This is a genomic window from Halopelagius longus, from assembly GCF_900100875.1.
Taxonomy (GTDB): domain Archaea; phylum Halobacteriota; class Halobacteria; order Halobacteriales; family Haloferacaceae; genus Halopelagius; species Halopelagius longus.
Genome location: NZ_FNKQ01000003.1, coordinates 777,739 through 799,528 on the forward strand (window position 1 = coordinate 777,739; position 21,790 = coordinate 799,528).

The 21,790-nt window shown below is 68.7% G+C and carries 25 protein-coding genes; 17 read left to right on the forward strand and 8 right to left on the reverse strand.

Annotated features, from left to right (window positions below; translation table 11 throughout):
- Positions 1-60: 60 nt before the first annotated feature.
- The gene (locus BLS11_RS14740) at positions 61-2,505 is read right to left on the reverse strand and encodes a HEAT repeat domain-containing protein (RefSeq protein ID WP_092538499.1); all 2,445 of its coding nucleotides are present in this window, start codon (positions 2,503-2,505) and stop codon (positions 61-63) included.
- Between the two features lie 137 nt (positions 2,506-2,642).
- Between BLS11_RS14740 and BLS11_RS14745 the strand changes: the two genes are divergently transcribed.
- The 6 genes from BLS11_RS14745 (at position 2,643) to fer (ending at position 8,773) form a co-directional block, all read left to right on the forward strand.
- Positions 2,643-3,932, forward strand: coding sequence for an O-acetylhomoserine aminocarboxypropyltransferase/cysteine synthase family protein (locus BLS11_RS14745; RefSeq protein WP_092538500.1), 1,290 nt, complete (start codon positions 2,643-2,645; stop codon positions 3,930-3,932).
- 7 nt (positions 3,933-3,939) lie between these two features.
- Complete coding sequence (metX, locus tag BLS11_RS14750; RefSeq protein ID WP_092538501.1) at positions 3,940-5,196, forward strand: homoserine O-acetyltransferase MetX; 1,257 nt, start codon at positions 3,940-3,942, stop codon at positions 5,194-5,196.
- Positions 5,197-5,248: 52 nt separating this feature from the next.
- Positions 5,249-5,599: a hypothetical protein gene (locus BLS11_RS14755; RefSeq protein WP_092538502.1), complete on the forward strand. Its 351-nt coding sequence runs from the start codon at positions 5,249-5,251 to the stop codon at positions 5,597-5,599.
- Between the two features lie 98 nt (positions 5,600-5,697).
- Complete coding sequence (locus BLS11_RS14760; RefSeq protein WP_092538503.1) at positions 5,698-7,005, forward strand: O-acetylhomoserine aminocarboxypropyltransferase/cysteine synthase family protein; 1,308 nt, start codon at positions 5,698-5,700, stop codon at positions 7,003-7,005.
- A gap of 107 nt (positions 7,006-7,112) precedes the next feature.
- Positions 7,113-8,270 carry an inorganic phosphate transporter gene (locus tag BLS11_RS14765; RefSeq protein WP_092538504.1) on the forward strand — a complete coding sequence of 386 codons (1,158 nt, stop codon included), beginning with the start codon at positions 7,113-7,115 and terminating at the stop codon, positions 8,268-8,270.
- A 113-nt stretch (positions 8,271-8,383) separates the two neighbouring features.
- Positions 8,384-8,773, forward strand: coding sequence for a ferredoxin Fer (gene fer / locus BLS11_RS14770; protein WP_092538505.1), 390 nt, complete (start codon positions 8,384-8,386; stop codon positions 8,771-8,773).
- A 200-nt stretch (positions 8,774-8,973) separates the two neighbouring features.
- Here fer and BLS11_RS19505 read toward each other — a convergent pair whose 3' ends face one another.
- The 3 genes from BLS11_RS19505 to BLS11_RS14780 form a co-directional block, all read right to left on the reverse strand.
- Positions 8,974-9,126, reverse strand: coding sequence for a hypothetical protein (locus BLS11_RS19505; protein WP_175454464.1), 153 nt, complete (start codon positions 9,124-9,126; stop codon positions 8,974-8,976).
- The gene (locus BLS11_RS14775) at positions 9,114-9,524 is read right to left on the reverse strand and encodes a DUF7344 domain-containing protein (protein ID WP_092538506.1); all 411 of its coding nucleotides are present in this window, start codon (positions 9,522-9,524) and stop codon (positions 9,114-9,116) included. Before BLS11_RS14775 ends, BLS11_RS19505 begins: the two co-directional genes overlap by 13 nt.
- A 68-nt stretch (positions 9,525-9,592) precedes the next feature.
- On the reverse strand, positions 9,593-10,249 hold the full coding sequence (locus BLS11_RS14780) for a helix-turn-helix domain-containing protein (RefSeq protein ID WP_092538507.1): 657 nt from the start codon (positions 10,247-10,249) through the stop codon (positions 9,593-9,595).
- Between the two features lie 253 nt (positions 10,250-10,502).
- Here BLS11_RS14780 and BLS11_RS14785 point away from each other — a divergent pair, with 253 nt between their 5' ends.
- From BLS11_RS14785 to BLS11_RS14805, 5 genes are read left to right on the forward strand one after another with little or no spacing between them, the layout of a single operon-like run.
- The gene (locus BLS11_RS14785) at positions 10,503-11,516 is read left to right on the forward strand and encodes an A24 family peptidase (protein WP_092538508.1); all 1,014 of its coding nucleotides are present in this window, start codon (positions 10,503-10,505) and stop codon (positions 11,514-11,516) included.
- A gap of 39 nt (positions 11,517-11,555) precedes the next feature.
- Positions 11,556-11,909 (forward strand): hypothetical protein, encoded by a 354-nt coding sequence (locus tag BLS11_RS14790; RefSeq protein ID WP_245698917.1) that lies wholly within the window; start codon positions 11,556-11,558, stop codon positions 11,907-11,909.
- 52 nt (positions 11,910-11,961) lie between these two features.
- On the forward strand, positions 11,962-12,330 hold the full coding sequence (gene hisI, locus BLS11_RS14795) for a phosphoribosyl-AMP cyclohydrolase (RefSeq protein WP_092538509.1): 369 nt from the start codon (positions 11,962-11,964) through the stop codon (positions 12,328-12,330).
- A gap of 10 nt (positions 12,331-12,340) precedes the next feature.
- Positions 12,341-13,507, forward strand: coding sequence for a DUF7118 family protein (locus tag BLS11_RS14800; protein WP_245698919.1), 1,167 nt, complete (start codon positions 12,341-12,343; stop codon positions 13,505-13,507).
- A 3-nt stretch (positions 13,508-13,510) separates the two neighbouring features.
- The gene (locus BLS11_RS14805; RefSeq protein WP_092538510.1) at positions 13,511-13,759 is read left to right on the forward strand and encodes a hypothetical protein; all 249 of its coding nucleotides are present in this window, start codon (positions 13,511-13,513) and stop codon (positions 13,757-13,759) included.
- Positions 13,760-13,825: 66 nt separating this feature from the next.
- Here the strand turns inward: BLS11_RS14805 and glmM are convergent, their stop codons facing one another.
- The gene (gene glmM / locus BLS11_RS14810; protein ID WP_092538511.1) at positions 13,826-15,193 is read right to left on the reverse strand and encodes a phosphoglucosamine mutase; all 1,368 of its coding nucleotides are present in this window, start codon (positions 15,191-15,193) and stop codon (positions 13,826-13,828) included.
- 210 nt (positions 15,194-15,403) lie between these two features.
- Here glmM and hisA point away from each other — a divergent pair, with 210 nt between their 5' ends.
- The gene (gene hisA, locus BLS11_RS14815; RefSeq protein ID WP_092538512.1) at positions 15,404-16,144 is read left to right on the forward strand and encodes a 1-(5-phosphoribosyl)-5-[(5-phosphoribosylamino)methylideneamino]imidazole-4-carboxamide isomerase; all 741 of its coding nucleotides are present in this window, start codon (positions 15,404-15,406) and stop codon (positions 16,142-16,144) included.
- Between the two features lie 27 nt (positions 16,145-16,171).
- Here hisA and BLS11_RS19510 read toward each other — a convergent pair whose 3' ends face one another.
- Both BLS11_RS19510 and BLS11_RS14820 read right to left on the reverse strand, forming a co-directional pair.
- Positions 16,172-16,342 carry a hypothetical protein gene (locus BLS11_RS19510; protein WP_175454465.1) on the reverse strand — a complete coding sequence of 57 codons (171 nt, stop codon included), beginning with the start codon at positions 16,340-16,342 and terminating at the stop codon, positions 16,172-16,174.
- A 100-nt stretch (positions 16,343-16,442) separates the two neighbouring features.
- Complete coding sequence (locus tag BLS11_RS14820) at positions 16,443-16,649, reverse strand: hypothetical protein (RefSeq protein ID WP_092538513.1); 207 nt, start codon at positions 16,647-16,649, stop codon at positions 16,443-16,445.
- A gap of 190 nt (positions 16,650-16,839) precedes the next feature.
- Here BLS11_RS14820 and hisB point away from each other — a divergent pair, with 190 nt between their 5' ends.
- Entirely contained in the window at positions 16,840-17,436 is a 597-nt protein-coding gene (gene hisB, locus BLS11_RS14825; protein WP_092538514.1) for an imidazoleglycerol-phosphate dehydratase HisB, read from the forward strand.
- Between the two features lie 20 nt (positions 17,437-17,456).
- On the opposite strand, the gene BLS11_RS14830 is transcribed toward hisB, so the two are convergent.
- Positions 17,457-18,203 (reverse strand): prolipoprotein diacylglyceryl transferase, encoded by a 747-nt coding sequence (locus BLS11_RS14830; RefSeq protein WP_092538515.1) that lies wholly within the window; start codon positions 18,201-18,203, stop codon positions 17,457-17,459.
- Positions 18,204-18,314: 111 nt separating this feature from the next.
- Here BLS11_RS14830 and BLS11_RS14835 point away from each other — a divergent pair, with 111 nt between their 5' ends.
- The 4 genes from BLS11_RS14835 (at position 18,315) to BLS11_RS14850 (ending at position 21,788) form a co-directional block, all read left to right on the forward strand.
- On the forward strand, positions 18,315-18,818 hold the full coding sequence (locus BLS11_RS14835) for a TrpY family transcription regulator (protein ID WP_092538516.1): 504 nt from the start codon (positions 18,315-18,317) through the stop codon (positions 18,816-18,818).
- A 74-nt stretch (positions 18,819-18,892) separates the two neighbouring features.
- Positions 18,893-19,894, forward strand: a complete 1,002-nt coding sequence (locus BLS11_RS14840; RefSeq protein WP_092538517.1) for an arsenic resistance protein — start codon at positions 18,893-18,895, stop codon at positions 19,892-19,894.
- Between the two features lie 71 nt (positions 19,895-19,965).
- Complete coding sequence (locus BLS11_RS14845; protein ID WP_092538518.1) at positions 19,966-20,589, forward strand: IMPACT family protein; 624 nt, start codon at positions 19,966-19,968, stop codon at positions 20,587-20,589.
- A gap of 62 nt (positions 20,590-20,651) precedes the next feature.
- Positions 20,652-21,788 (forward strand): NAD(P)/FAD-dependent oxidoreductase, encoded by a 1,137-nt coding sequence (locus BLS11_RS14850; RefSeq protein WP_092538630.1) that lies wholly within the window; start codon positions 20,652-20,654, stop codon positions 21,786-21,788.
- Positions 21,789-21,790: the final 2 nt, after the last annotated feature.

Below are 21,790 nucleotides of genomic sequence, written 5' to 3' on the forward strand. Positions count from 1 at the left end.
TAAAATCCACGGGTGCGCGGGGATCGAGCGGCGACGGACGCTCCGTCTCGGACGTCTCGCCTACTCCAGCGTCGACCGCGCGTGTTCGCGGACGGCCTCGTGCGGGTCGTTCTCTGCCGTCTCCCGGAGGAGTCGGCGCGCCTCCGACCCGCCGACTCGCCCGAGTGCCGTCACCGCCGCGCGCCGAAGCGCCGTCCGGTCGTCCTCCAGCACCGACGCCATCGTCTCGGCGACGCGCGCCGGGTTCTCGCCGAGGCGGCCGAGGGCGTCGATCGCCTCGCGGCGGACGTCCGCGTTCGGGTCCGACGTCGCCCGGTCGCAGAGGGGCGACACCGCGGCGGCCGTCCCCAACTGCGCGCTGGCGCGGCACGCCCGCCGCCGGACGCTCGGGTCGTCGTCGTCGAGAGCGGCCACCACCGTCGGAATCGCCCGCGGGTCGCGGATTCGGCCGAGGGCGGCGACGACGTTCCACCGGAGTTCGGACTCCTCGTCGTAAGCGTCACAGAGGGGACCGACGGCTCGCGGGTGCGACTGCGCGCCGAGGGCCTCTATCACCCACGACCGGACGGCGGCGACGGGGTCGTCCAACCGGTCGATGAGCGCTCCGACGACGCGTTCGCGCGTCGAATCTGACAGTTCCTCGCCGTCGCGGAACTCGTCTGCGCGCGCGCCGAGTTCGGCGAACGCCCCCGCGGCCTCCTGTCGGACGAGGGCGTCGTCGTCGTTCAACCGGCGGAGGAGTGCGGGAACGGCGCGTTCGTCGTCCGCCCAGCGAACCGCCGCGATGGCCTCGCGGGCGACCGACGGGTCGGAGTCGTCCAACGCTTCGAGGACGAGTCCGCGCGCGCGTTCCCCGTTCGTGACGCGGAGGACGCGCACCACCGTCTCTCTGACCGCCGGGTCGTCGCCGGTCCGGAGGAGGTGCGCGAAGCGGTCCATCGCCGTCGTCGGGTCCACGTCGCGCGCGGCGCGGATCATCGCGTACCGCGTCGTCTCGTCGTCCTCCGCTTTTGCGGCCCCGAGGAGGGCGTCCAACGCCTCGGGGTCGCCGACGGTGGCGAGGGCCGTCGCGGCGGCCCGCCGAACCGCGTCGTCGTCGTCCGCGAGTCGCGAGACGAGGGCGTCCACCCCTCTCGGGTCCGCGAGCACGTCCAACGCTCTGACGACGGCCCGGCGGTCCGGCGCGGATCGGTCGCCCTCAAGCGTCTCGACGAGGGTCGGAACGGCGGTTCGGACGCCGCGTCGCGCCAGTTCGGCGGCCGCCTCCGCGCGGCGGTCGGCGTCGGCCAACGCCCCGCGGAGTCGCTCCTCGGACCAGTCGCAGACCGAGGGCTCGGCCACCACGTCGAGGCCGCGGAGCTCCGTTCGGCCGGCGCGGACGGCGAGTCTGTCGCCGACGGCGGCCCGTCCGGCCGCGGTCCCGCGGGCCGACGGCGTCTCCTCGCCGACGCCGAGTTCCGCCGGGTCGAACGCCACGGTTCCCTCGCCCACGTCGAGGAGGGCGCGTCCGTCGGCGACGGCGACCACCTCGCCGCGGAAGCGGGTTCCGCTCCCGTCGAACGCGTCCGACCCGGGGTCGATTCCGACGGCGGCATCGCCCCCGCGGACCGGTTCGACCGAGGGATCGGAGAGCCACAGACGGGCGACGGCGCGCGACCCGCGTTCGGCCGCCTCCGCCCGGTCGTCCGGGTCGGAGACGCCGACGCGCGCGCCGCCGGCCGCGACGACGGTTCGGCGTCGCTCCGCCTCTCGACCGGCGGCCGAGACGCCCCCGGACTCCGCCCGGCGCGCGGTCGAACGTCGCTCGGCGGCGTCGGACTCCGCCTCTCGGGGCGGCGACCCCCGTTGGCCCCCCGAATCGAGGAGGCGGACCGGGAGGCCCCACTCGCCGAACTCCGCGGCCGCGAGTTGGAGCGACCGCATCTCGGCGCGGAGGCCGGCGACGCTCTCGGCGAGTTCCGGGTTCGTCTCGACCACCGCGGTACAGAACGTCTCGACGGTCGAGAGCACCTCCTCGACGAGTGCGCGCCGGTCGACGACGACGCGTTCGGTGTCGCCCGGTGCGGTACCGTCCGGTTCAGTTTCGTCCGGTTCGGACGCCGCACCGTCCGTCTCGTCGTCTGATCCGTCCGTCTCGTCGCCGTCGTCCGCGTCCGCCGGTTCGGGCGTCGTCCCGTCGGGGAACGCCAACTCCGACTCGGATCCGGACTCGTCGGAGACGAACCGCGTCGCCACGCCGTCGCCCGCGGGTTCGAAGTGGAACTCGAGGCGTTCCTCGAAGAACTCCACGACCCCCGACTCGCCGTCGAGGACGCTCGAAACCGCCGCGAGCAGTTGGTCGAGGTGCCACCGGAGGTGGTCTCTCCCGCGACCGACCTCTCGCCCCCCGACGACGAGGCGAACGTCCGCCGGCGGGTCCGCGTCCCCGCCGCGGATGCGGTCGTACACCGTAGCATCGTACGCGACGGTGACGCGCACGTCCGTCTCTCCCGACCCCTTCGACATGCATCTGAGACGACCGTAGTCCGGAAAAAACACTTCGGTGCGGTCGCCGCCCGCGGTTTCGGCGCGCCGTCGCCGCGTCCGCGTCGGAATGCCGTAACCGCCGGTTATAAGAACACGCGGGAATATGCGTGTGATACATGAACGACGGTTTCCACACCCGGAGTCTGCACGCCGGGCAGGAACCGGACTCGGCGACCGGTGCCCGCGCGCCGCCCCTCTATCAGACCACGTCGTACGCCTTCGAGGACGCGGACCGCGCCGCGGACCTGTACGCCCTCGACGCCGAGGGCGACGTCTACTCCCGCATCTCGAACCCGACGACGCGAATCCTCGAAGACAGGCTGGCGACGTTGGAGGCGGGCGTCGGCGCAGTCGCCACCGCGTCCGGGATGGCGGCACTCGACGCCGCGACGAGCATCCTCGCCCGTTCGGGCGACAACATCGTCGCCAGCGCCGATATGTACGGCGGTACCTCCACGTACTTCACGAAGATGGCGACCCGACGCGGCGTGGACATCCGCGTCGTGGACACCCTCGATTACGACGCCTACGCGGACGCGGTGGACGAGAACACCGCGTTCGTCCACGCCGAGACCATCGCCAACCCCTCCCTGAAGACGCCCGACTTCGAGCGTTTGGCCGACATCGCACACGAGGCGAAAGCCCCGTTGGTCGTGGACAACACGTTCGCGACGCCGTACCTCTGTCGCCCCATCGAACACGGCGCGGACGTCGTCTGGGAGTCCACGACGAAGTGGATTCACGGCTCCGGCACCACCGTCGGCGGCGTCCTCGTCGACGGCGGCACCTTCCCGTGGGAGCACGCCGACTACGACGAACTCTCCGGCGAGAACCCCGCCTTCGGCGTGAACTTCGTCGAACGGTTCGGCGACGCGGCGTTCGCCGTCGCCGCCCGCCAGCGTTCGCTCCGGACGCTCGGCAACCAGCAGTCGCCGTTCGACGCGTGGCAGACGATTCAGGGGTTGGAGACCCTCCCGCTTCGGATGCAGAGACACTGCGAGAACGCCCGCGAGGTGGCGACGTTCCTCCGCCACCACGAGGACGTCGCGTGGGTGTCGTACCCCGGCTTCGAGGACCACGAGACGCACGAGGTGGCCGCAGAGTACCTGGACGGCGGCTACGGCGGCATGGTGACGTTCGGCCTCGAAGCCGGCTTCGAGGCGGCGAAGGGCACCTGCGAGAACGTCGAACTCGCCTCCTTCCTCGCGAACATCGGCGACGCGAAGACGCTCATCATCCACCCCGCCTCCACCACGCACGCGCAGTTGAGCGCCGAGGAACAACGCGCCGCGGGCGTCGGTCCGGACATGCTCCGCCTCTCGGTGGGCATCGAGGACGCGAGCGACGTCATCGCCGACTTAGACGAGGCGATTCGGCGCGCGACGGACGAGGCGACGGGGGCGTGAGGACACCATGAAGACCGACAGCGGAACCATCGACGTGGGGGCGTTCGACTTCGAGTGTGGCGAGGAGATACCGAACCTTCGCGTCGCCTACGAGTCCTACGGCGAGTTCGACGGCGACAACGCCGTCCTCGTCTGCCACGCCCTCACCGGCAGTCAGAACGTCGCGGGGTACGGCTCCGAGACGACCGGACAGGCCCGCGCGTGGTGGAACGACATCGTCGGCCCCGGCAAGGCCGTCGACACGAACGACTACTTCGTCGTCTGCGCGAACGTCCCCGGGTCGTGTTACGGCACCTCCGGCCCGCCGAGCGGCGGCCCCGACGGCGAACCGTACGGGACGGACTTCCCGCCGGTCACCGTCGGCGACTGGACGCGTTCTCAGCGCTTGCTCTTGGACGAACTCGGCGTCGGCCGCCTGCACGCCGTCGTCGGCGGGAGCGTCGGCGGCATGAACGCCCTCGACTGGGCGAAGCGCTACCCCGACGACGTGCGCCGCGTCGCCTCCGTCGCCGCCGCCCCGCGCCTCGACCCGCAGTGTCTCGCCCTCGACGCCATCGCCCGCCGCGCCATCACCACCGACCCGAACTGGAACGGCGGCGACTACTACGACACTTCCGGCGAGGGCGGCGAGGGCGACGAGTCGCGGAACCCCTCGGACGGCGCGCAGGGGCCGACGAACGGCCTCGCCCTCGCGCGGCAACTCGGCCACGTCATGTACCTCTCGAAGTCCTCGATGGAGCAGAAGTTCGGCCGCCGGGCGGCGGGACGGGACGCCACCCGCGACGCGTTCCCGACGGACCCCGCCGCCTCCTTCTTCCCGTACCGCGACGTGGAGTCGTACCTCGACTACCAAGCGGAGAAGTTCGTCGAACGGTTCGACGCGAACTCCTACCTCTACCTCACCCGCGCGATGGACGACTACGACCTCTCGGAGGGGTACGAGGACGACACGCGCGCCGTCGCCGCCTACGAGGGCGAAGCGCTCCTGATGTCCTTTACCGGCGACTGGCACTTCACCACCGAGCAGTCGGAGGCCCTCGCGGAGTCGTTCCGCGACGCCGAGGTGCCCGTCGCCCACCACGTCGTCGAGTCCGACCACGGCCACGACGCCTTCCTCGTGGAACCGGAGAAGGTCGGCCCGCCCCTCCGGGACTTCCTCGATTCGGGCGTCTCGGGCCGGGCGATTCACGACACCGACGAGGAAGAGGAGGTAGACGACGGCCAGCAGTTCGCGCCCGTCCACAACAGCCTGTTTTCGGGGTAAGCGGCCGTCTTCGACCCGAAGGAATTTGTCCGTCTCGGACGACGCCTCGGGTATGCCTCTGCTCCGACTGGCCGGCCGAATCGCGGCGCTCCTTGTCGCTATTCCGGCGTACTACGTCGCGTACCTCCTGCTCACGGACGCCGTCGCCGTCGGCGGCGTCACTGCCGTCGGGGCGGCCGCTCTCGTCGTCGCCCTCGGCGCGACGTATATCGCCCTCATCCCGGACGGATTAGGCGCGCGAACCATCGGCGTCTCGTTCGGCGGCTTACTGGCCGTCGCCGCCATCGTCGTCCTCTCGACGCCGCTTCTGTCCCTCACGCCGTTCGTCGGACTCGCCGTCGGCGCAGTCGGTCTGGTCCTCCTCTTCGCGGGGGCGTCCGTCGCCGACGCGCGCGCGGTTTGAACCCCCTCGTCCCCGCTCGCCTCTCTCCCCGTCCGAGCCACCGGCGTATTTTGTGAGGATGAGGGTGTTTACCACACGCCGGGACGAATCTGGTCGCTATGTCCGACGAGAACGGCGAGGAGAGGCAGTTCGGATTCGACACGCGAAGCCTGCACGCCGGACAGGAACCCGACTCGGCGACGGGCGCGCGGGCACCGCCCATCTACCAGACCACGTCGTACGTCTTCGAGGACGCCGACGACGCGGCGAGTCAGTTCGCCTTGGAGAAGGAGGGGTACATCTACTCGCGGTTGATGAACCCGACCGTCGCCACGTTGCAGGAGCGTCTGGCCTCCCTCGAAGGCGGCGTCGGCGCGGCGGCGACGGCGTCGGGGATGGCGGCGTTCGACCTGGCGAACTTCCTCCTGGCGTCGGCGGGCGACAACGTCGTCTCCGCCTCGTCGCTGTACGGCGGGACGTACACGTACCTGACCCACACCGTCGAACGCCGCGGCGTGACGACGAAGTTCGTCGATACGCTCGATTACGACGCCTACGAGGAGGCCATCGACGACGACACCGCGTACGTCCACCTCGAAACCATCGGCAATCCCGCCCTCGTGACGCCGGACATCGAGCGAATCGCCGACATCGCCCACGACAACGGCGTCCCCCTGTTCGTGGACAACACGTTCGCGACGCCGTACCTCTGTCGCCCCATCGAACACGGCGCGGACATCGTGTGGAACTCCACGACGAAGTGGATCCACGGCGCGGGCACCACCGTCGGCGGCGTCCTCGTCGACGGCGGCACCTTCCCGTGGGCCGACCACGCCGAGAAGTACCCCGAGATAGCGCAGAACAACCCCGCCTACCACGGCGTCAACTTCGCGGAGACGTTCGGCGACGCGGCGTTCACGTACGCCGCCATCGCCCGCGGCCTGCGCGACTTGGGCGGGGCCCAGTCGCCGTTCGACGCGTGGACGACCATCGAGAAACTGGAGTCGCTCCCGATGCGGATGGACCGCCACTGCGAGAACGCGATGGCCGTCGCGGAGTTCTTGGAGGACCACGACGAAGTCTCGTGGGTCAACTACCCCGGACTGGAGGGCCACGAGACCCACGAGGAGGCGTCGAAGTACTTAAACGGCGGCTACGGCGGCATGATAACGTTCGGCTTGGAGGAGGGGTACGAGGCGGCGAAAGGCACCGTCAACGAGGTCGAACTCGCCTCCCTACTCGCGAACGTCGGGGACGCGAAGACGCTGGTCATCCACCCCGCCTCGACGACGCACCAGCAACTCACCGAAGAGGAACAGGCGGCCGCGGGCGTCACCCCCGACATGGTGCGCCTCTCCGTCGGCGTCGAGGACGTAGACGACATCGTCGCGGACTTAGAACAGGCCATCGAGGCGGCGACGAACTGAGTCGCGCCGGCGTCCGACCCGAGGAGGCCCGAATCGGACGCCGCGTCCGGCGGTTCGGTCCTTCGAGAACCGTCGGAATTTAATCATCCGCTTTCGAGTACCCGTACGTGGTCGAAGTACTCCTCGTTATCGGACTCGTCGTCGCCGCGTTCGTCGGGTTCAACATCGGCGGTTCGTCGACCGGCGTCGCGTTCGGCCCGGCCGTCGGGAGCGACATCGTGTCGAAACTCGCCGCCGCGGCGTTGATGACCGGGTTCGCCTTCCTCGGCGCGTGGACCGCCGGGCGAAACGTCATCGAGACCATGGGCGGCCAGATCGTCCCGGAGAGTCAGTTCACGCTGGCGGCGAGCGTGGCGGTCCTGTTCTTCGTCGGCCTCGCGCTTCTCATCTCGAACACCTTCGGCGTCCCCGCTTCCACGTCTATGACTGCCGTCGGCGCCATCGCCGGCCTCGGCGTCGCCACCGGGACGCTCAACGCCGAGGTCATGCTCGAAATCATCTCGTGGTGGATCGTCGCGCCGGTCATCGCCTTCTGGATCTGCGCCGTCGTCGGGCGGTACGTCTACCCGTATCTCGACGCGAAGCTGAAACTCGACCGTTCGCCGGGTCCGCTCTTGACGCTCGACCGGTCCGGGGCCGTCCCCCGCCCGACGTACGGGCCGAACACGACGCCCAGAGAACTCGGAAGCATCGTCCTCGTCGTCGTCATCGCCTGCTACATGGCGTTCTCCGCGGGCGCGTCGAACGCCGCAAACGCCGTCGCGCCGTTGGTCGGCAACGGCGCAGTCGGCATCGACGCCGCCATCCTGCTTGCGGCGGGGGCTATCGGCCTCGGCGCGTTCACCATCGCGCGCCGGACGCTGGATACGGTCGGCAACGACCTGACCGAACTGCCGATTCTGGCGGCCCTCGTCGTCGAGACGGTGTCGGCGTCGCTCATCGCCATGCTGTCGTGGCTGGGAATTCCCGCCAGTCTGGCCGTCTCCGCGACGATGTGCATCGTCGGCCTCGGGTGGGGGCGGGCGACTCGCTCCGTCACCATCGGCGAGGCTCTCGGCGGCAAGTCGCCGGGGATGTCCGTCAACGCCCTGACGGCCGAGACGGACGAGAACGTCCCCGCCGTCGGCGAGGAGTCCGAGACCGACCTCGCGGGCCGGAACCTGTTCGACCCGGGGACGACCGGCCGAGTCATCTTCTTTTGGCTCCTCACCCCCTCGCTGTCGGCCGCGGCGTCGTACGTGCTGTTCGCGCTGACTTCGTTTTAGTCATATTCGCTTGGACACGGTGGACGCGCGTCCGGTGACGGCGGCGGGGTTGTGCCGTCATTGAGCGCGAGGAACAGCAAAGTCTAATGGTGTGGGTTTCCAACCGTGGCGTGATGCCCACGGTAGAATACCTCAACTACGAAGTACTCGACGACAACGGCTGGGACATGGACGACGACGACCTCTTCGAGAAGGCCGCCGACGCCGACCTCGGCGACGAGGATTACGGTTCGCTCGACGTCAATCAGGGCGAGTACATCCTCGAAGCCGCCGAGGCGCAGGGCTACGACTGGCCCTTCTCGTGCCGCGCCGGCGCCTGCGCGAACTGCGCGGCCATCCTCTTCGAGGGCGAAATCGAGATGGACATGCAGCAGATTCTCTCGGACGAGGAAGTCTCCGAGAAGAACGTCCGCCTGACCTGCATCGGTTCCCCCGAGGCCGAAGAGGTCAAAATCGTCTACAACGCGAAGCATCTCGACTACCTCCAGAACCGCGTCATCTAACCCGGCAGCGCCCGAGTAGGTGCGCGCAATTACACTCTCTTTATCGAACCGAACTCATCGCCCGCGTCGCGTCTTCCTCGTGGGATCTGTCGCACACTCTCTGTCTCGTAGGGGAGTGACCAGAACTATCTGAGCAGGAGAGGGCGCACGACCCGTCCTCGAACCGTGTTCGAGAGATACCGCTCGTTACGGTTGCCGTGCTACTCGCCGAGTTGAACTGTATTTCCGGTACCGGTGTTCTTGAACTCCACCTCACCGCAGTGCGGACATCCGTCTTTCGTGGGAACCAACCGTCTGTCTTCTTCGACCGCCTCCGTGAACTCGCCGCACGACCGGCACATCAGTAGGTCCATTCTCCTTCCTCGTTCGACTCGGTAACGCGGGCCGACCGTTCGTTCCACAGCGGTGTTGCAAGCTCGGGGTCGGCACCGAGAATCGCCGAAATGTGGGGCTCTATCCGGTCGAACTCCGCTGTCGGTTCGACTAACTGCCGTTCGGAGTCGTACTCGACGAGTCCGGCCGCTTCTAACTTCGGGATATGAGCGTGATGCAGGCCGATCTTGATTCGCGTTACTATCTCGCCGGAAACCTCTGTCAGTGGCGCGGGGTGGTCGTGTCTGACGATCAGTTTGGTGAGGTCGTCAACCGTCAACGACCGCTGCTGTTCTGCGAAGACTGCGAGGACGAGACGGCGATGCTCGTCTTCACAGAGAGTGAGAATCGTATCGAACTCGGAGAAACTCCTGCTCATTATATTCTTGTAGATGACTTACGTAGTTCACCCCTTCTTTTGGGTATACAAGGTATTTATAAACTCGTCTACTCCGGAGGGCGTGTTTGGGGCAGCGTACTCCCGAGGACCGAACTGATTCCCCGACGAAGCCGGGACGCGACCGCTTGCTGGGAGATTCCGAGTTCGTCGCCGAGATTCTCCATCGTCACGTCGCGCGGCGTGTTGAAGTATCCCCGCTCGTACGCGAGCACCAGTGCCTCTTGCTGTGCGTCGGTGAGCGCGGCTTCGGTTTCCGACTCGATCGGCGTGAGCGCGTGTAGTTTGGTGAGCGCGATCGGTATCTCTAACTCCCGGCAGCGGTGTTGGAACTCCGCGATGTCCTGTCTATCGTCTCCGCGGATGTCGAACGTCCACTGCTTGTTCGTGCCGACGGCCTCGATCAGTGCGATCTTCGTCTCCGTCAGTATGGTGAGCACGTCGTCGTAGTCGAGCGCCCACTCGACACGCAACAGATACTCGTCGGCGACGGCGTCGACGAACTGGATCTGCTTCACCCCCGAATGCTCGGAAAACGCTCCCTCGATGTCGTCGGTTTCCACGCCCCGAACCCAGAAGTACGGGATCACCACGTCTCGTGCGGGAATGATCCGCTCCAGTTCGACCGTCACCCCCGGCAACCGTTCGAACACGGTTCCCAGCGGAAACTTGTTGGACGGGACCGTAAACGTCGCCTCGGTAGCCATACTCCGAATCGTCGCTCCCTATCAGTAAAGGACTGCTGACAGTACGAACGGGGCGGCGGTAGAGAACGGGTCACCCACGTCGCTGCTTCCCGTCTCGTCGGTCCCGAAGAGGCGTTCGCGGCGAGCCCCCGACTGAGACGCCTCTGAGCGGCGCATTTACCGCTGTTTGAGCCTTCGCGCCTCCGACGTCCCGTCGTGTTTCTCGACTTTCAGGATACCAAAACGATAACTCCCCCCGGTGCAGTGTGCCCGTATGTTCGCCACCGTACCCGACCTGCTCCGACTCCTCGTCGTCCCGGTGTTGGGGTGGGCGGCTTGGCGTGACGTGGAGACGCGTCGCGTTCCGAGCGTCACCTGGTATCCGCTCGTCGCACTCGGCGTCGTCCTCCTCGCGTGGGACGCCCTCGGACACCTCTCGTTCGCGACGTTAGCCGACCGACTGTTCTTCGTCCGCGTCGGCGTGAGCCTGCTGTTCGTCGCACCGCTTTCGTACGCCTTCTGGTATCTCGGCGGGTTCGGCGGCGCCGACGCGAAGGCGCTCATCACCTTCTCGATACTGCTGCCGACGTTTCCGACGTACTACCTGCCCGGAATCGCCCTGCCCGCGGAGGCGACGACGCTCGGCGTGTTCTCGATGACCATCCTCACGAACACGGTCATCTTCGCCGTCGGCTATCCGCTGGCGATGGCCGTCCGGAACGTCCTCGACGGCGACACGGAGATTCCGCTCCTGTTCTTCGGTCGGCGCATCGCCACCGCCGACCTCTCGACGGCGCACGGCCGCCTGTTCGAGACGCCCGACGGCTACACCCGCAACGGACTCGACATCGACGCCCTCCGGATGTACCTGCGGTGGCGCGGGACGACGCTCGCGGCACTCAGAGACGACCCCGAGGGCCACCGCGACCCGGCCAGCATCTCGCAGACGTACGACCCCACCGACGGCGCAGTCGGCGACGGCGTCGCTACCGACGGTGGAGTCGCCGCCGACGCGGGGTCGGACGCCGATGCTCACGCCGCCGCGGCGGCTATCGTCGACGCCGAGGACCCGTGGGGCGCGGAGGCGTTCCTCGACTCCATCGAAGGGTCGGCGTACGGGACGACGCCGGAGAAACTCCGGGGCGGCCTCGACGTCGTGACGACGACCGACGAAGTGTGGATCTCGCCGGGCATCCCGTTCCTCGTCCCGATGTTCTTCGGCACCGTCGTCGCGTTCACCTACGGCGACGTACTGTTCGGCGCCGTCGGTGCCCTCGGTATCGTCTGAGCCGTCGTTTTTTCTCTTCGGGCGACGAAACGCCCGCCCGTGACCCTGAACCGACCCGTCGGCGTCGGCGTCGTCGCCGCCGTCCTCGGCGGGACCGTCGCGTACCTGCTGTTTCCGGACGCCCTCCTCGCGGCGACCAACGCGGCGCTCTGGGGCGTCGGCGGGGGCCTGACCGTCGCGGAGGGGGAGGCGTGGACCGGCGGCCCGAACGAGGGCGGCCTCGAAAACGCGATTCCGGCGGTCGTGTTGCTCCTGCTCGGTATCTTCGGCGTCCACGACGGACTCCCCATCGACGGCGGACTGCGGATAGCGCTCGTCGTCCTCGCGGCCGGGGGACTCTTGGTCTGTACCAACGCCGGCGTCCGCTTCGGCCGACGGACGGCGGCCGACTGACTCCTCCGCCGGTACAAAAGACATATCGGCCGGCACCGCATGGTTCGACGCGATGACCGAGGACGTGGAGGTGGCGTTCGGCGAGAGTGGACTCGTCCCCGCAGTCGCGCAGGACGCCGACTCCGGGGAGGTGCTGATGCTCGCGTACGTCTCGCCGGAGGCCTTAGAGCGGACGCGCGAAACCGGACGGGCGCACTACTACTCCCGGAGCCGGGACGAACTGTGGGAGAAGGGCGCGACGAGCGGACACACCCAGACCGTTCGGGAGGTGCGCGTCGACTGCGACGCCGACGCCCTCCTGTACGTCGTCGAACAGACCGGCGGCGCGTGCCACACCGGTCACCGCTCGTGTTTCCACCGCACCGTCGACGGCGAGACGGTCGGCGAACGCGTCTTCGACCCCGACGAGGTGTACGACTGATCGACAGACGATGACAGACGCCACAACGGCGGACGTCGGCGAGAACGAGGCGACCCACCCCGACGTTTCGGGCCTCGTGGCCCGACTCCGCGAGGCGAGAGCGGCCGTCGACGACGTCGAGTCCGCCATCGAAGACCACGGCGAAGACGCGGTGAACCGCGCGGTCGGCGCGTACCGACGAGCGACGGCGCTCCTCGACAACTACGAGGACTCCGCGACGGGGACGGGCGACTTCCAGGCGTACGTCGAGTTCCAAGACGAGTTCCTCGGCCTCGTCGAGGACCTCCCCGAGGACGCCCCCGCCCGCGAGGCGTTCGAGGACGCCGCAGAGCGCATGGACCGCAGGCGACTCCGCGAACGCGACTTCGACGGAGCGCGCGAGGACCTCCAACCGGCGGCGGACCTCAAACGACTCCTCGACCGGCGCGCGGAGGCCGGCGAGGAACTCGAAGCGGTGCGCCGCGACGCCACCCTCCGACTGAAGGAGTTAGACGAGCGAGCGGACGAACTCGCGGATCTGGTCTCCCTCGGCGAGGCGGACTTGGACGCGCCGGTCGAACGCCTCGAAGAGCCGATCGAGGCGTACGCCGAGGCGGTCCGCGAGGAGTTTCGGACGTGGAAGGAGGAGGCTCCCGCCCGGGAGGTACTCGACCTGCCGGCGACGGCGGAGTCGTACCCGTTAGTCGAGTTCCAGTCGCCGCCGCGGGACGTTCTCGACTACGTGCGCGAGAACCCCGGCGGCGACCACCCGATACCGAAACTGCTCGAGTACACCGGCTACTCCGGGTCGAAACTCGACCACTACGTCGACGACGCGGCGGCGCTTCAGACGTCCGTCGCCGTCCACCGGACGTACCTCGAACGACTCGACGCCGACCCCCTCGTCGTCTCGTGGCCGCCGCCGCAAGCGGAGGTTCTCCGCCGCCGGGCCGACGAGATAATCTCGCTCCTCGATCGGTTCGCCTCCGAGGACACCGTCGCCACCCTGCGCCGCGTGCGGGACCTGACGTACCGCGACGACTACGCCCGCCTCCGGACTGCCGCCCGCGCCCGCAGCGAAGTGACCGACGAACAACTCTCCCGTCTCCGGTCGGGGGCGGTCGAGGCGGAACTCGAAGCCGTCCGGGAGTCACGGGACCGCCTCGCGGCGGTCCTCGACGAGACGGACGAGGACTGACGCATGGTCGTCGTCGCCGCCACCGCGTTCGTCGTGGGCGCAATCTGTCTGTTCTACGCGGCGAGAGCACTCCGGACGCGCCGGGCGGCCGCCCGCCTCGACGTCGAGGAGGACCCCACGGCGTGGCTCCTCCCCCCCGACGAACGCGAGGAGGCCCCCGACGACCCCGTCGAGGATATCTCGATAGAGCGCGGAGCGGTGCTCCTGTTTCTCGGCCTGCTCTGCTTTCTGTTCGGCATCATCAGTCTCTGACCGAGGCTCGATGGCGACGGGAGACGGCGAGAAGAGAAGTCGAGGGGGTCCGCTCTGCGACCGAAGTCAGCGCGCGTCGTCGAGAGCGACGCGAAGCGCGGATTCGGCCCCGTCCGCGAGTTCCTGCGCCCGTTCGAGGTCGCTGGACTCGGCGTAGACGCGCACCTTCGGTTCGGTTCCCGAGGGACGGACGAGAACCCACGCGTCGCCGTAGTCGAGGCGGTAGCCGTCCGTGGTGTTCGGCGTCGCCGAGGAGTTCTCGGCGTACTCGCGGGCGGCGTCGAGCATCGCCTCCAGTTCCGCCTCCGTCTCGTACTCCAGATTCACGCGGACGTTGTGGTAGTCGGCGTACGGCGCGGCGAGTTCGCTCGCCGGGGTGTCGGCGACGAGTTCGAGGAACTTCGCGCCGACGAACGCGCCGTCGCGGACGAGGCGGAAGTTCGGGAAGAAGACGCCCCCGTTGCCCTCGCCCGCGATGGGGACCGACTCCCCGCGCGCCCACAGTTCCTGGATGCGCGTGATGATGTTCGTCGCGCCGATGGGCGTCAGTTCGAGGTCCGCGCCCACCTCGTCGCAGACGTCCACGAGTCGTTGCGAGACGTTGACGGCGGCCACCGTCGTGTCGCCCTCAGAGAGGTTCTCGGCGGCCAGAGCCGCGAGCGACGACTCCCCGGGGATGAACTCGCCGTTCTCGTCCACGAAGACGGCCCTGTCGGCGTCGCCGTCGTGGGCGATACCCACGTCGGCGTCCGCGGCCGTCACGAGGCGACAGAGGTCCTCCAGTTCGCTCCCGACCGGTTCGGAGTTGCGCCCCGGGAAGGTGCCGTCCGGCGTGGCGTTGACCGTGACGACCTCACAGCCCAGTTCGCGGAAGAACTGCGGACTCGTGAGTGCGCCCGCGCCGTGGCCCGGGTCGAGGGCGACGGTCAGATCCGCCTCGGCTATCGTCTCTCGGTCCACCGCCGAGAGGAGGTCCGCGACGTAGTCGCGGTTGGCCGACTCGACGGTTCGGACGCGCCCGACGTCCTCCCACGTCGCCGTCGCGAACTCCTCCGAGAGGATGTGGTTCTCGATGCGTTCGAGTTCGGCGACGGACAGTTCGACGCCGTCGGACCCGACTAACTTGATGCCGTTGTACTCCGGCGGGTTGTGCGAGGCGGTGATGACGACGGCCGGCACCTCCTCGACTTCGCAGTAGCGGACGACGCCCGGCGTCGGGACGACGCCGAGTTGGTCGACGTCCACCCCGACGCTGGCCAGTCCGCTCTCGGCGGCGTTCGACAGCATCTCCCCCGTCGTCCGGGTGTCGCGGGCCACCACCACGCGGTCGGTGTCCCAGACGGTCCCTGCCGCCTTCGCCACCCGGAGGACGAACTCCGGGGAGAGGCCGTCGCCGACCACCCCTCTCGTCCCACTCGAACCGAACAGTTTCATCGTGGGGTACTGGTTCGCCCGGCGACAAAGCCGTTCCGAACCACAGCGACCTCTTTCGATTCCGAGTTATCGGTTCGTCCGACCGGTCGGCGTTCCGGCGGACGAGAGCGGACCGTCGGCGCGAAAAAGTGGACGAGGGCCTACCGCCGACGCCGACTCGGAATCGCCGCCTCCGGAGCCTTTAGGCGCGGCGCACGAGGACGAGTTCACATGGCAGACGCGTTTCCGTCGTTCGAAGTCGTCCCCGCGGTGGACATGCAGGACGGCGAGGTAGTGCAGTTAGTGCAGGGCGAACGGGGCACCGAGAAGCGCTACGGCGACCCGGTCGAGGCCGCGAAACGGTGGGTCCGCGAGGGCGCGGAGACGCTCCACCTCGTCGATTTGGACGGCGCGTTCGAGGGCGAACGGAAGAACGCAGACGCGGTGGCGGCGGTCGTAGACGCCGTGGACGTGCCGGTGCAACTCGGCGGCGGCATCCGGACGGCCGACGACGCGTCGAACCTCCTCGAACGGGGCGTCGAACGCGTCATCCTCGGCACCGCGGCGGTGGAGAACCCCGAACTGGTCGAGGAGATAAGCGACGACTACCCCGGCCGCGTGGTGGTGAGTCTCGACGCGAAGGACGGCGAAGTGCTCGTCTCGGGGTGGACGGAGAGCACCGGCCTCGACCCCGCGGAGGCGGCGAGTCGGTACGAAGAACTCGGCGCGGGCGCGATTCTGTTCACCGACGTGGACGTCGAAGGGCGGATGGAGGGCGTCCAGACGGACGTGACGAGGCGCGTCGTCGAGGCGGTGGATATCCCGGTGGTCGCGTCGGGCGGCGTCGCCTCCCTCGACGACGTTCGCGCCCTGCGGGACGCCGGGGCCGCCGCCGTCGTCGTCGGGACTGCGCTCTACGAAGGGACGTTCACGCTCCGCGAGGCGGCGGCCGCCGCGGAGGAGTCGGAGTAAGCGTCGGCGTCGTCCGCGGGCGGGCGGTCACAGCGAAATCCACGCCGAGAGGCGGCGGGCGACGTACTCCGCCGTCGCGTAGACGCCCGCGCCGGCGACGACGAGGCCGACGCCCACGTCCGAGAGCGTCGGAGAGGTGACGTACGGAACGCTCACGAGCAACGATATCGCCGTCAACACCGCCCGCTTCGGGCCCATATCCGACCGCTCTCTCCGCCCTCGTATCAATCTACGTCAGACGCGCCTCGGTCGGACGCGACGCTCGCGCGACCGGTCGTTCGACCGGAAACGGAGGGGTTCACTCCCGCCGCGTCCCGCGGTTGTGCCCGTCGCGTCGCACTCCGTCCGCGGACCGGTACGTCACTGCGGTCACCACGGCGGCGGACGCGATGACGATGAGCGCGACACCTAACGCCGTCTCCGTGCCCGACCGGGAGAACAGCAGCAGACTCCCGAGACAGAGCGTGTACAACGCCACCGCCGCCCCCTTCCAGCGCATGGCCATACCGCCCCTCTGTACGCGTCCCCAATTAATCTCCGGCAGACAGCCGTCTGACGATGGTAGGTGCTTACTGGAGGGATAACGCCCGGAATCGGACGTGTCACGTTTTCTTCCGGCGTTCGAGCGACGAACCTCTCGAAAAACCGAGTGCCGCGAGCGCAATCGTCATACGGGAGGGCGAGAACTGGGAGCCATGAGCGACGACGCGGAACGCACGGCGGCCGTCTCGCGGGAGACGGCGGAGACGACGATAGACCTGACGCTCGCCGTGGACGGTGACGGCGACGCCGTCGTGGACACCGGCCTCGGTTTCTTCGACCACATGCTCGAAGCGTTCGCCAAACACGGCCTGTTCGACCTGACGGTCCAGTGCGACGGCGACCTGCACGTCGACGACCACCACACCGTAGAAGACGTGGCCATCGTCCTCGGAGAGGCGTTCGCGGAGGCCCTCGGCGAGAAGCGCGGCATCGTCCGCTACGCCGACCGGAAGGTACCCTTAGACGAGGCCGTCGCGGGCGTCGTCGTGGACGTGAGCGGTCGGCCGTACTTCGCGTTCGAAGGCGAGTTCTCGCAGGACCGCATCGGCGAGTTCGCGAGCGACATGGCCCGGCACTTCGCGTACTCGCTGGCGATGAACGCCGGACTGACGCTCCACGCGGAGGTGTCGGGCGTCAACGCCCACCACGAGGTCGAAGCCCTGTTCAAAGCGCTCGCGCGTTCGCTTGACGACGCGACGCGCGTCGACCCCCGGCGGAGCGACACGCCGAGCACGAAGGGCGAACTGTAGCGACGATCGAAACGGAGCGGTCAGGCCTTTCTCAACGTACCGCCGTCGTCCGCGAGGACGCCGCGTTCGACGGCGTAGTCGATGATGTCGCGGACGTGGTCGTCGTCTAAGTCGTACGCCCCGGCGGCGAGTTCCTCGACTTCGGCCCGTTCGACGGGGAACTCGCGGTTGTTCAACAGGCGCATCACCTTCCGGAACTGCGGCGGTTCCTCGCCCGCGGGGGCGGCGTCCGAGTCCGCGCTCTCGTCTTCGGCGCTCTCGTCCGTCCGTTCGGCGTCCGTCTCCGTCGCCTCGCGTTCGCCCGCGTCTTCGGCGGCCGCCGCTTGAAGAGGTTCGCCCGCCTCCTCGTCCGTCGCGTCGGCGATGCCGGTCGTCTCGGCGTCCACCGTCGCGTCGCCGGAGTCGGCGTCGCCCGCCGTCTCGGGTTCGACCGGCGAAGCGTCGGCATCGGACGCCGCCGCGGAGAGTTCGTCGGCGGCGTCTCTCCCGGCCACCATCGGGGAGTTCGACCCGAGCGAGTCGGTCGGGTCGTCGCGTCCGCGTTCGACGCCCCCCTGTTGGCCTCGTCCGGCGTCGCCGCCGCTACCGCTCTCGACGCCGAGACGGTCGAGGAGCGGTTCGAGGACGGTTTCGAGCGTCGAAGCGCAGTCGCCGCAGAGGACGACGCGACGCTGTTCGTCCTCGGCGGGGGACAGTTCGGGTGGCAGCACTTCGTAGATGCCGTCGGCGTCGGCACCGCAGAAGTCGCAGGAGCGAAGTTCGCGCATAGGCACGTGCCACCTCTCGCCGTCGGACTGATTAAACCCCCGGCAGACGGGGCGTCGCCCGCTCTCGGTGGTACAGAATTAAAGCCGCCCGCCGCGAACGTCCGGCGACGGATGTTCGACGAAATCATGCAGAAGTTCGAGGGGAGTCCCAGCCAACAGGCTGTCATCCGACTCCTCCTCGAACGCGGGTTCTCGGTGAACGACGAGGGGCGCGTCGTCTCCGGCGGTATCGAGATTCCGAACACCGGCATCGCGCGCGAGATAGACGTCGACCGGCGCGTCGTGGACTCCACGACGAGCGCGATTCTCGAAGACGAGGAACTCCGCCGCATCTTCCAGAACATCTCCTCCATCCCGAGTCTGATGGACCTCGCGCCCGTGTTGGACCTCTCGGTGCTCACCGTCGAACCCGGCGACGCCGACGAACCCGGAATCGTCGCCGAAGTTACGTCTCGAATCGCGGCGCGCGACATCTCCATCCGGCAGACGATAAGCGAGGACCCCGAGTTCACCGACGACCCGAAGCTGTACATCGTCACCGACGAACCCCTTCCGGGGGACCTGTTGAACGAACTCTCCGCCTTGGAGTTCGTCCGGAAGATATCCATCGCCTGAGTCGCCCCTCGCGCGCATCCCTCGTCCACCTCGGAGCGCCAACGGTTTCGGTCTCACTCCCGAACGACGCGTAGATGGACGTCGGGACTCGACTCCGCCGGAATCAGGTCGCCGTCTACGCAGTCGCCGTGGCGGCCGCGATTTGGCTCGGCGTCGCTCGTCCGGACGCGGCGGCGTCCTTCGAGCGGTTCATCGACCCCGCGTTGGTCGTCCTGCTCTACGTGACGTTCCTCGAAATCCCGTTCGTTCGACTCCGCCGCGCGTTCGCGAACGGACGCTTTCTCGCGGCGGCCCTCGGGATGAACTTCCTCGTCGTCCCCGCCGTCGTCTGGGCGCTCACCCGGTTTCTCCCCGCCGACCCGGTCGTCCTCGTCGGCGCGTTCATGGTTCTCCTGACGCCGTGCATCGACTACGTGATAACGTTCACCGAACTCGCGGGCGGCGACGCCGAACAGGTCACCGCCACCACGCCCGCCCTGATGCTCGTTCAACTCCTGTTGCTCCCGGCGTACCTCTGGCTGTTCATGGGCCGACGGGTCGCGGCGGTCATCGAACCCGAACCGTTCGTCGAGGCGTTTCTGTTCATCATCGCCCTCCCGTTGACGCTGGCGTGGGCGACCGAAGCGTGGGCCGAGCGGTCGGCGACCGGCGACCGGTGGCAGGGGCGGATGGGGCTTCTGCCCGTTCCGATGCTCGGCGCGACGCTGTTCGTCGTCGTCGCCTCCCAACTCCCGCGGGTGCGAGACTCCACCGGCCAAATCGCGGCCGTCGTTCCGGTGTACGCGGCGTTTCTCGTGATACTCCCGCTGCTCGGGCGGGTGGCGGCCGGACTGCTCCGGATGGACGTCGGCGAGGGGCGCGCGCTCGTGTTCACGTCCGTCACGCGAAACTCGCTCGTCGTCCTTCCCCTCGCGTTGGCCCTCCCGGCGGGCTACGAGTTGGCTCCGGCCGTCGTCGTGACCCAGACGCTCGTCGAACTGACGGGGATGGTCGTTCTCACACGCGTCGTCCCGGCGTGGCTCGTACCGGACGCCCCCGGACCGGTGTCGCTCCCTCGCCTCTCGAAGGGCGAGTGAGGCTCCGGAGCGGCGCGGTTCCGCGACCCGAGGCGCGAACCTTTTGGCCGATGGCGGCCCTACCCCGTCGCATGAGCGACGACGCCTACCGCACCGTCGCCGGACGCGGCGAGGCCGCATTCGAGGTTCGGGGGTCGGAGTTCATCGGCTACGTCGCGCCCGCAAACTCCGTCGAGGAGGCGGAGGCGTTCGTCGCCGAGATAAACGAGCGACACCCCGACGCGACGCACAACGTCCCCGCCTACCGCGTCCCCGCGGGGGGCGAGTCGGCGGGCGCGGGGACGATGCTCCGAGAGTACTCCTCGGACGACGGCGAACCGTCCGGCTCCTCGGGCAACCCCGCCCTGAACGTCCTCGTCCAACGGGAGATTCGGAACGTCGTGGCCGTCGTCACGCGCTACTACGGCGGGACGAACCTCGGCGTCGGCGGACTCGCGCGGGCGTACTCCCGCGGCGTCAAGGAGGCCATCGACGACGCGGGCGTCGTCGAGGAACTCCCCCACGAGACGTTCTCCGTCGCCGTCGAGTACGACGACTCCGGGACCGTCCGCGGCCTGTTGGAGAGCGCGGGCGTCGAGTTCGACGCGGCCTACGAGGCGGACGTCTCCTTCGACGTTCGAGCGCCGACCGAGGAGGGTGCGGCGCTCAGAGACGAGATTCGAAGCGCCACCAGCGGTCGGGCCGACATCGAGTGACGGAGCCCGCCCGAACCGCCGGGAGCGGTACACTCACGTCGCCGGATTCCCTCGCCCCGTTCGTGACAGACAGCTACGATGCGGTAGTGGTCGGCGGCGGCATCGTCGGGTCGTCCGTCGCCTACCACCTCGCTCGCGAGGGCACCGACGCCCTCCTCGCGGACCGCCGCGACGAGGGCCGCGCGACGGACGCCGGCGCGGGCATCCTCTCGCCGGCGACGACGAGTAGAGACGACGAAACGTGGGTCCGCTTCGCCGTCGAAGCCGTCGACTACTACGACGAGTTGGTGTCGGCGCTCGAAGCCGAACAGGACGGCCCCCACGGGTACGCGGAGCGCGGACTGCTCTCCGTCGCCGTCGACGACGCGGAGGCCGACGCGTACGACCGGACGCTCGAACTCGTCCGAAAACGGCGGGAGCGATACGGGACGCCCGCGCCGGGGACGATTCGCGAACTCGACGCCGAGGAGGCGAAATCGCGGTTCCCGCCGCTCGCGGAGACGGAACGCGCGTTCTACTACGACGCCGCCGCCCGCGTGGACGGGCGGACGTTCGAGGCGGCCCTCAGGCGCGCCGGGCGGACGCACGGCCTGACCGAACGCGAGGCGAGCGTCGCGGAGATACGCCTCGACGGCGGTGAGGTTCGCGGCGTCACGCTCGAAGACGGGAGCGAAATCGACGCCGAGAACGTCGTCGTCGCGGGCGGCGCGTGGTCGGCGGCGTTCGAATCGCAGTTGGGCGTCGAGGTGCCCGTCGAACCGCAACGCGGGCAGATAGTCCACCTCGACGTGGACGAAGACACCGAGGGGTGGCCCATCGTCAGTCCGTTCGAGGGTCACTACATGGTGTCGTGGGACGACGGGCGCGTCGCCGCGGGCGCGACGCGGGAGACGGGTGCGGGGTTCGCACCGCACACCACCGTCGCGGGCCTGCGCGAGGTGTTCGAGGAAGTGCTCCGCGTCGCGCCGGGACTGTCGGACGCGTCGCTCCGAACGTTGCGCGTCGGGCTCAGACCGCTGAGCGAGGACGGCCACCCCGTCTTGGGCGAGGTTCCCGGCGTCTCCGGCGCGTACGTCGCCACCGGACACGGACCGACCGGTCTCCAACTCGGCCCGTACAGCGGAAAACTACTCGCGCAGGCGGTTCGGGGCGAGACGCCCGACACCGACATCTCGCAGTTCGGAATCGGACGGTTCTGAGA

Excerpts from the sequence above, each read along its gene's own strand:
- BLS11_RS14740 (WP_092538499.1), bottom strand. The coding sequence starts at position 2,505 with ATGTCGAAGGGGTCGGGAGAGACGGACGTGCGCGTCACCGTCGCGTAC.
- BLS11_RS14745 (WP_092538500.1), top strand. The coding sequence starts at position 2,643 with ATGAACGACGGTTTCCACACCCGGAGTCTGCACGCCGGGCAGGAACCG.
- metX (WP_092538501.1), top strand. The coding sequence starts at position 3,940 with ATGAAGACCGACAGCGGAACCATCGACGTGGGGGCGTTCGACTTCGAG.
- BLS11_RS14755 (WP_092538502.1), top strand. The coding sequence starts at position 5,249 with ATGCCTCTGCTCCGACTGGCCGGCCGAATCGCGGCGCTCCTTGTCGCT.
- BLS11_RS14760 (WP_092538503.1), top strand. The coding sequence starts at position 5,698 with ATGTCCGACGAGAACGGCGAGGAGAGGCAGTTCGGATTCGACACGCGA.
- fer (WP_092538505.1), top strand. The coding sequence starts at position 8,384 with ATGCCCACGGTAGAATACCTCAACTACGAAGTACTCGACGACAACGGC.
- BLS11_RS19505 (WP_175454464.1), bottom strand. The coding sequence starts at position 9,126 with ATGGACCTACTGATGTGCCGGTCGTGCGGCGAGTTCACGGAGGCGGTC.
- BLS11_RS14775 (WP_092538506.1), bottom strand. The coding sequence starts at position 9,524 with ATGAGCAGGAGTTTCTCCGAGTTCGATACGATTCTCACTCTCTGTGAA.
- BLS11_RS14780 (WP_092538507.1), bottom strand. The coding sequence starts at position 10,249 with ATGGCTACCGAGGCGACGTTTACGGTCCCGTCCAACAAGTTTCCGCTG.
- BLS11_RS14785 (WP_092538508.1), top strand. The coding sequence starts at position 10,503 with ATGTTCGCCACCGTACCCGACCTGCTCCGACTCCTCGTCGTCCCGGTG.
- hisI (WP_092538509.1), top strand. The coding sequence starts at position 11,962 with ATGACCGAGGACGTGGAGGTGGCGTTCGGCGAGAGTGGACTCGTCCCC.
- BLS11_RS14800 (WP_245698919.1), top strand. The coding sequence starts at position 12,341 with ATGACAGACGCCACAACGGCGGACGTCGGCGAGAACGAGGCGACCCAC.
- BLS11_RS14805 (WP_092538510.1), top strand. The coding sequence starts at position 13,511 with ATGGTCGTCGTCGCCGCCACCGCGTTCGTCGTGGGCGCAATCTGTCTG.
- glmM (WP_092538511.1), bottom strand. The coding sequence starts at position 15,193 with ATGAAACTGTTCGGTTCGAGTGGGACGAGAGGGGTGGTCGGCGACGGC.
- hisA (WP_092538512.1), top strand. The coding sequence starts at position 15,404 with ATGGCAGACGCGTTTCCGTCGTTCGAAGTCGTCCCCGCGGTGGACATG.
- BLS11_RS19510 (WP_175454465.1), bottom strand. The coding sequence starts at position 16,342 with ATGGGCCCGAAGCGGGCGGTGTTGACGGCGATATCGTTGCTCGTGAGC.
- BLS11_RS14820 (WP_092538513.1), bottom strand. The coding sequence starts at position 16,649 with ATGGCCATGCGCTGGAAGGGGGCGGCGGTGGCGTTGTACACGCTCTGT.
- hisB (WP_092538514.1), top strand. The coding sequence starts at position 16,840 with ATGAGCGACGACGCGGAACGCACGGCGGCCGTCTCGCGGGAGACGGCG.
- BLS11_RS14830 (WP_092538515.1), bottom strand. The coding sequence starts at position 18,203 with ATGCGCGAACTTCGCTCCTGCGACTTCTGCGGTGCCGACGCCGACGGC.
- BLS11_RS14835 (WP_092538516.1), top strand. The coding sequence starts at position 18,315 with ATGTTCGACGAAATCATGCAGAAGTTCGAGGGGAGTCCCAGCCAACAG.
- BLS11_RS14840 (WP_092538517.1), top strand. The coding sequence starts at position 18,893 with ATGGACGTCGGGACTCGACTCCGCCGGAATCAGGTCGCCGTCTACGCA.
- BLS11_RS14845 (WP_092538518.1), top strand. The coding sequence starts at position 19,966 with ATGAGCGACGACGCCTACCGCACCGTCGCCGGACGCGGCGAGGCCGCA.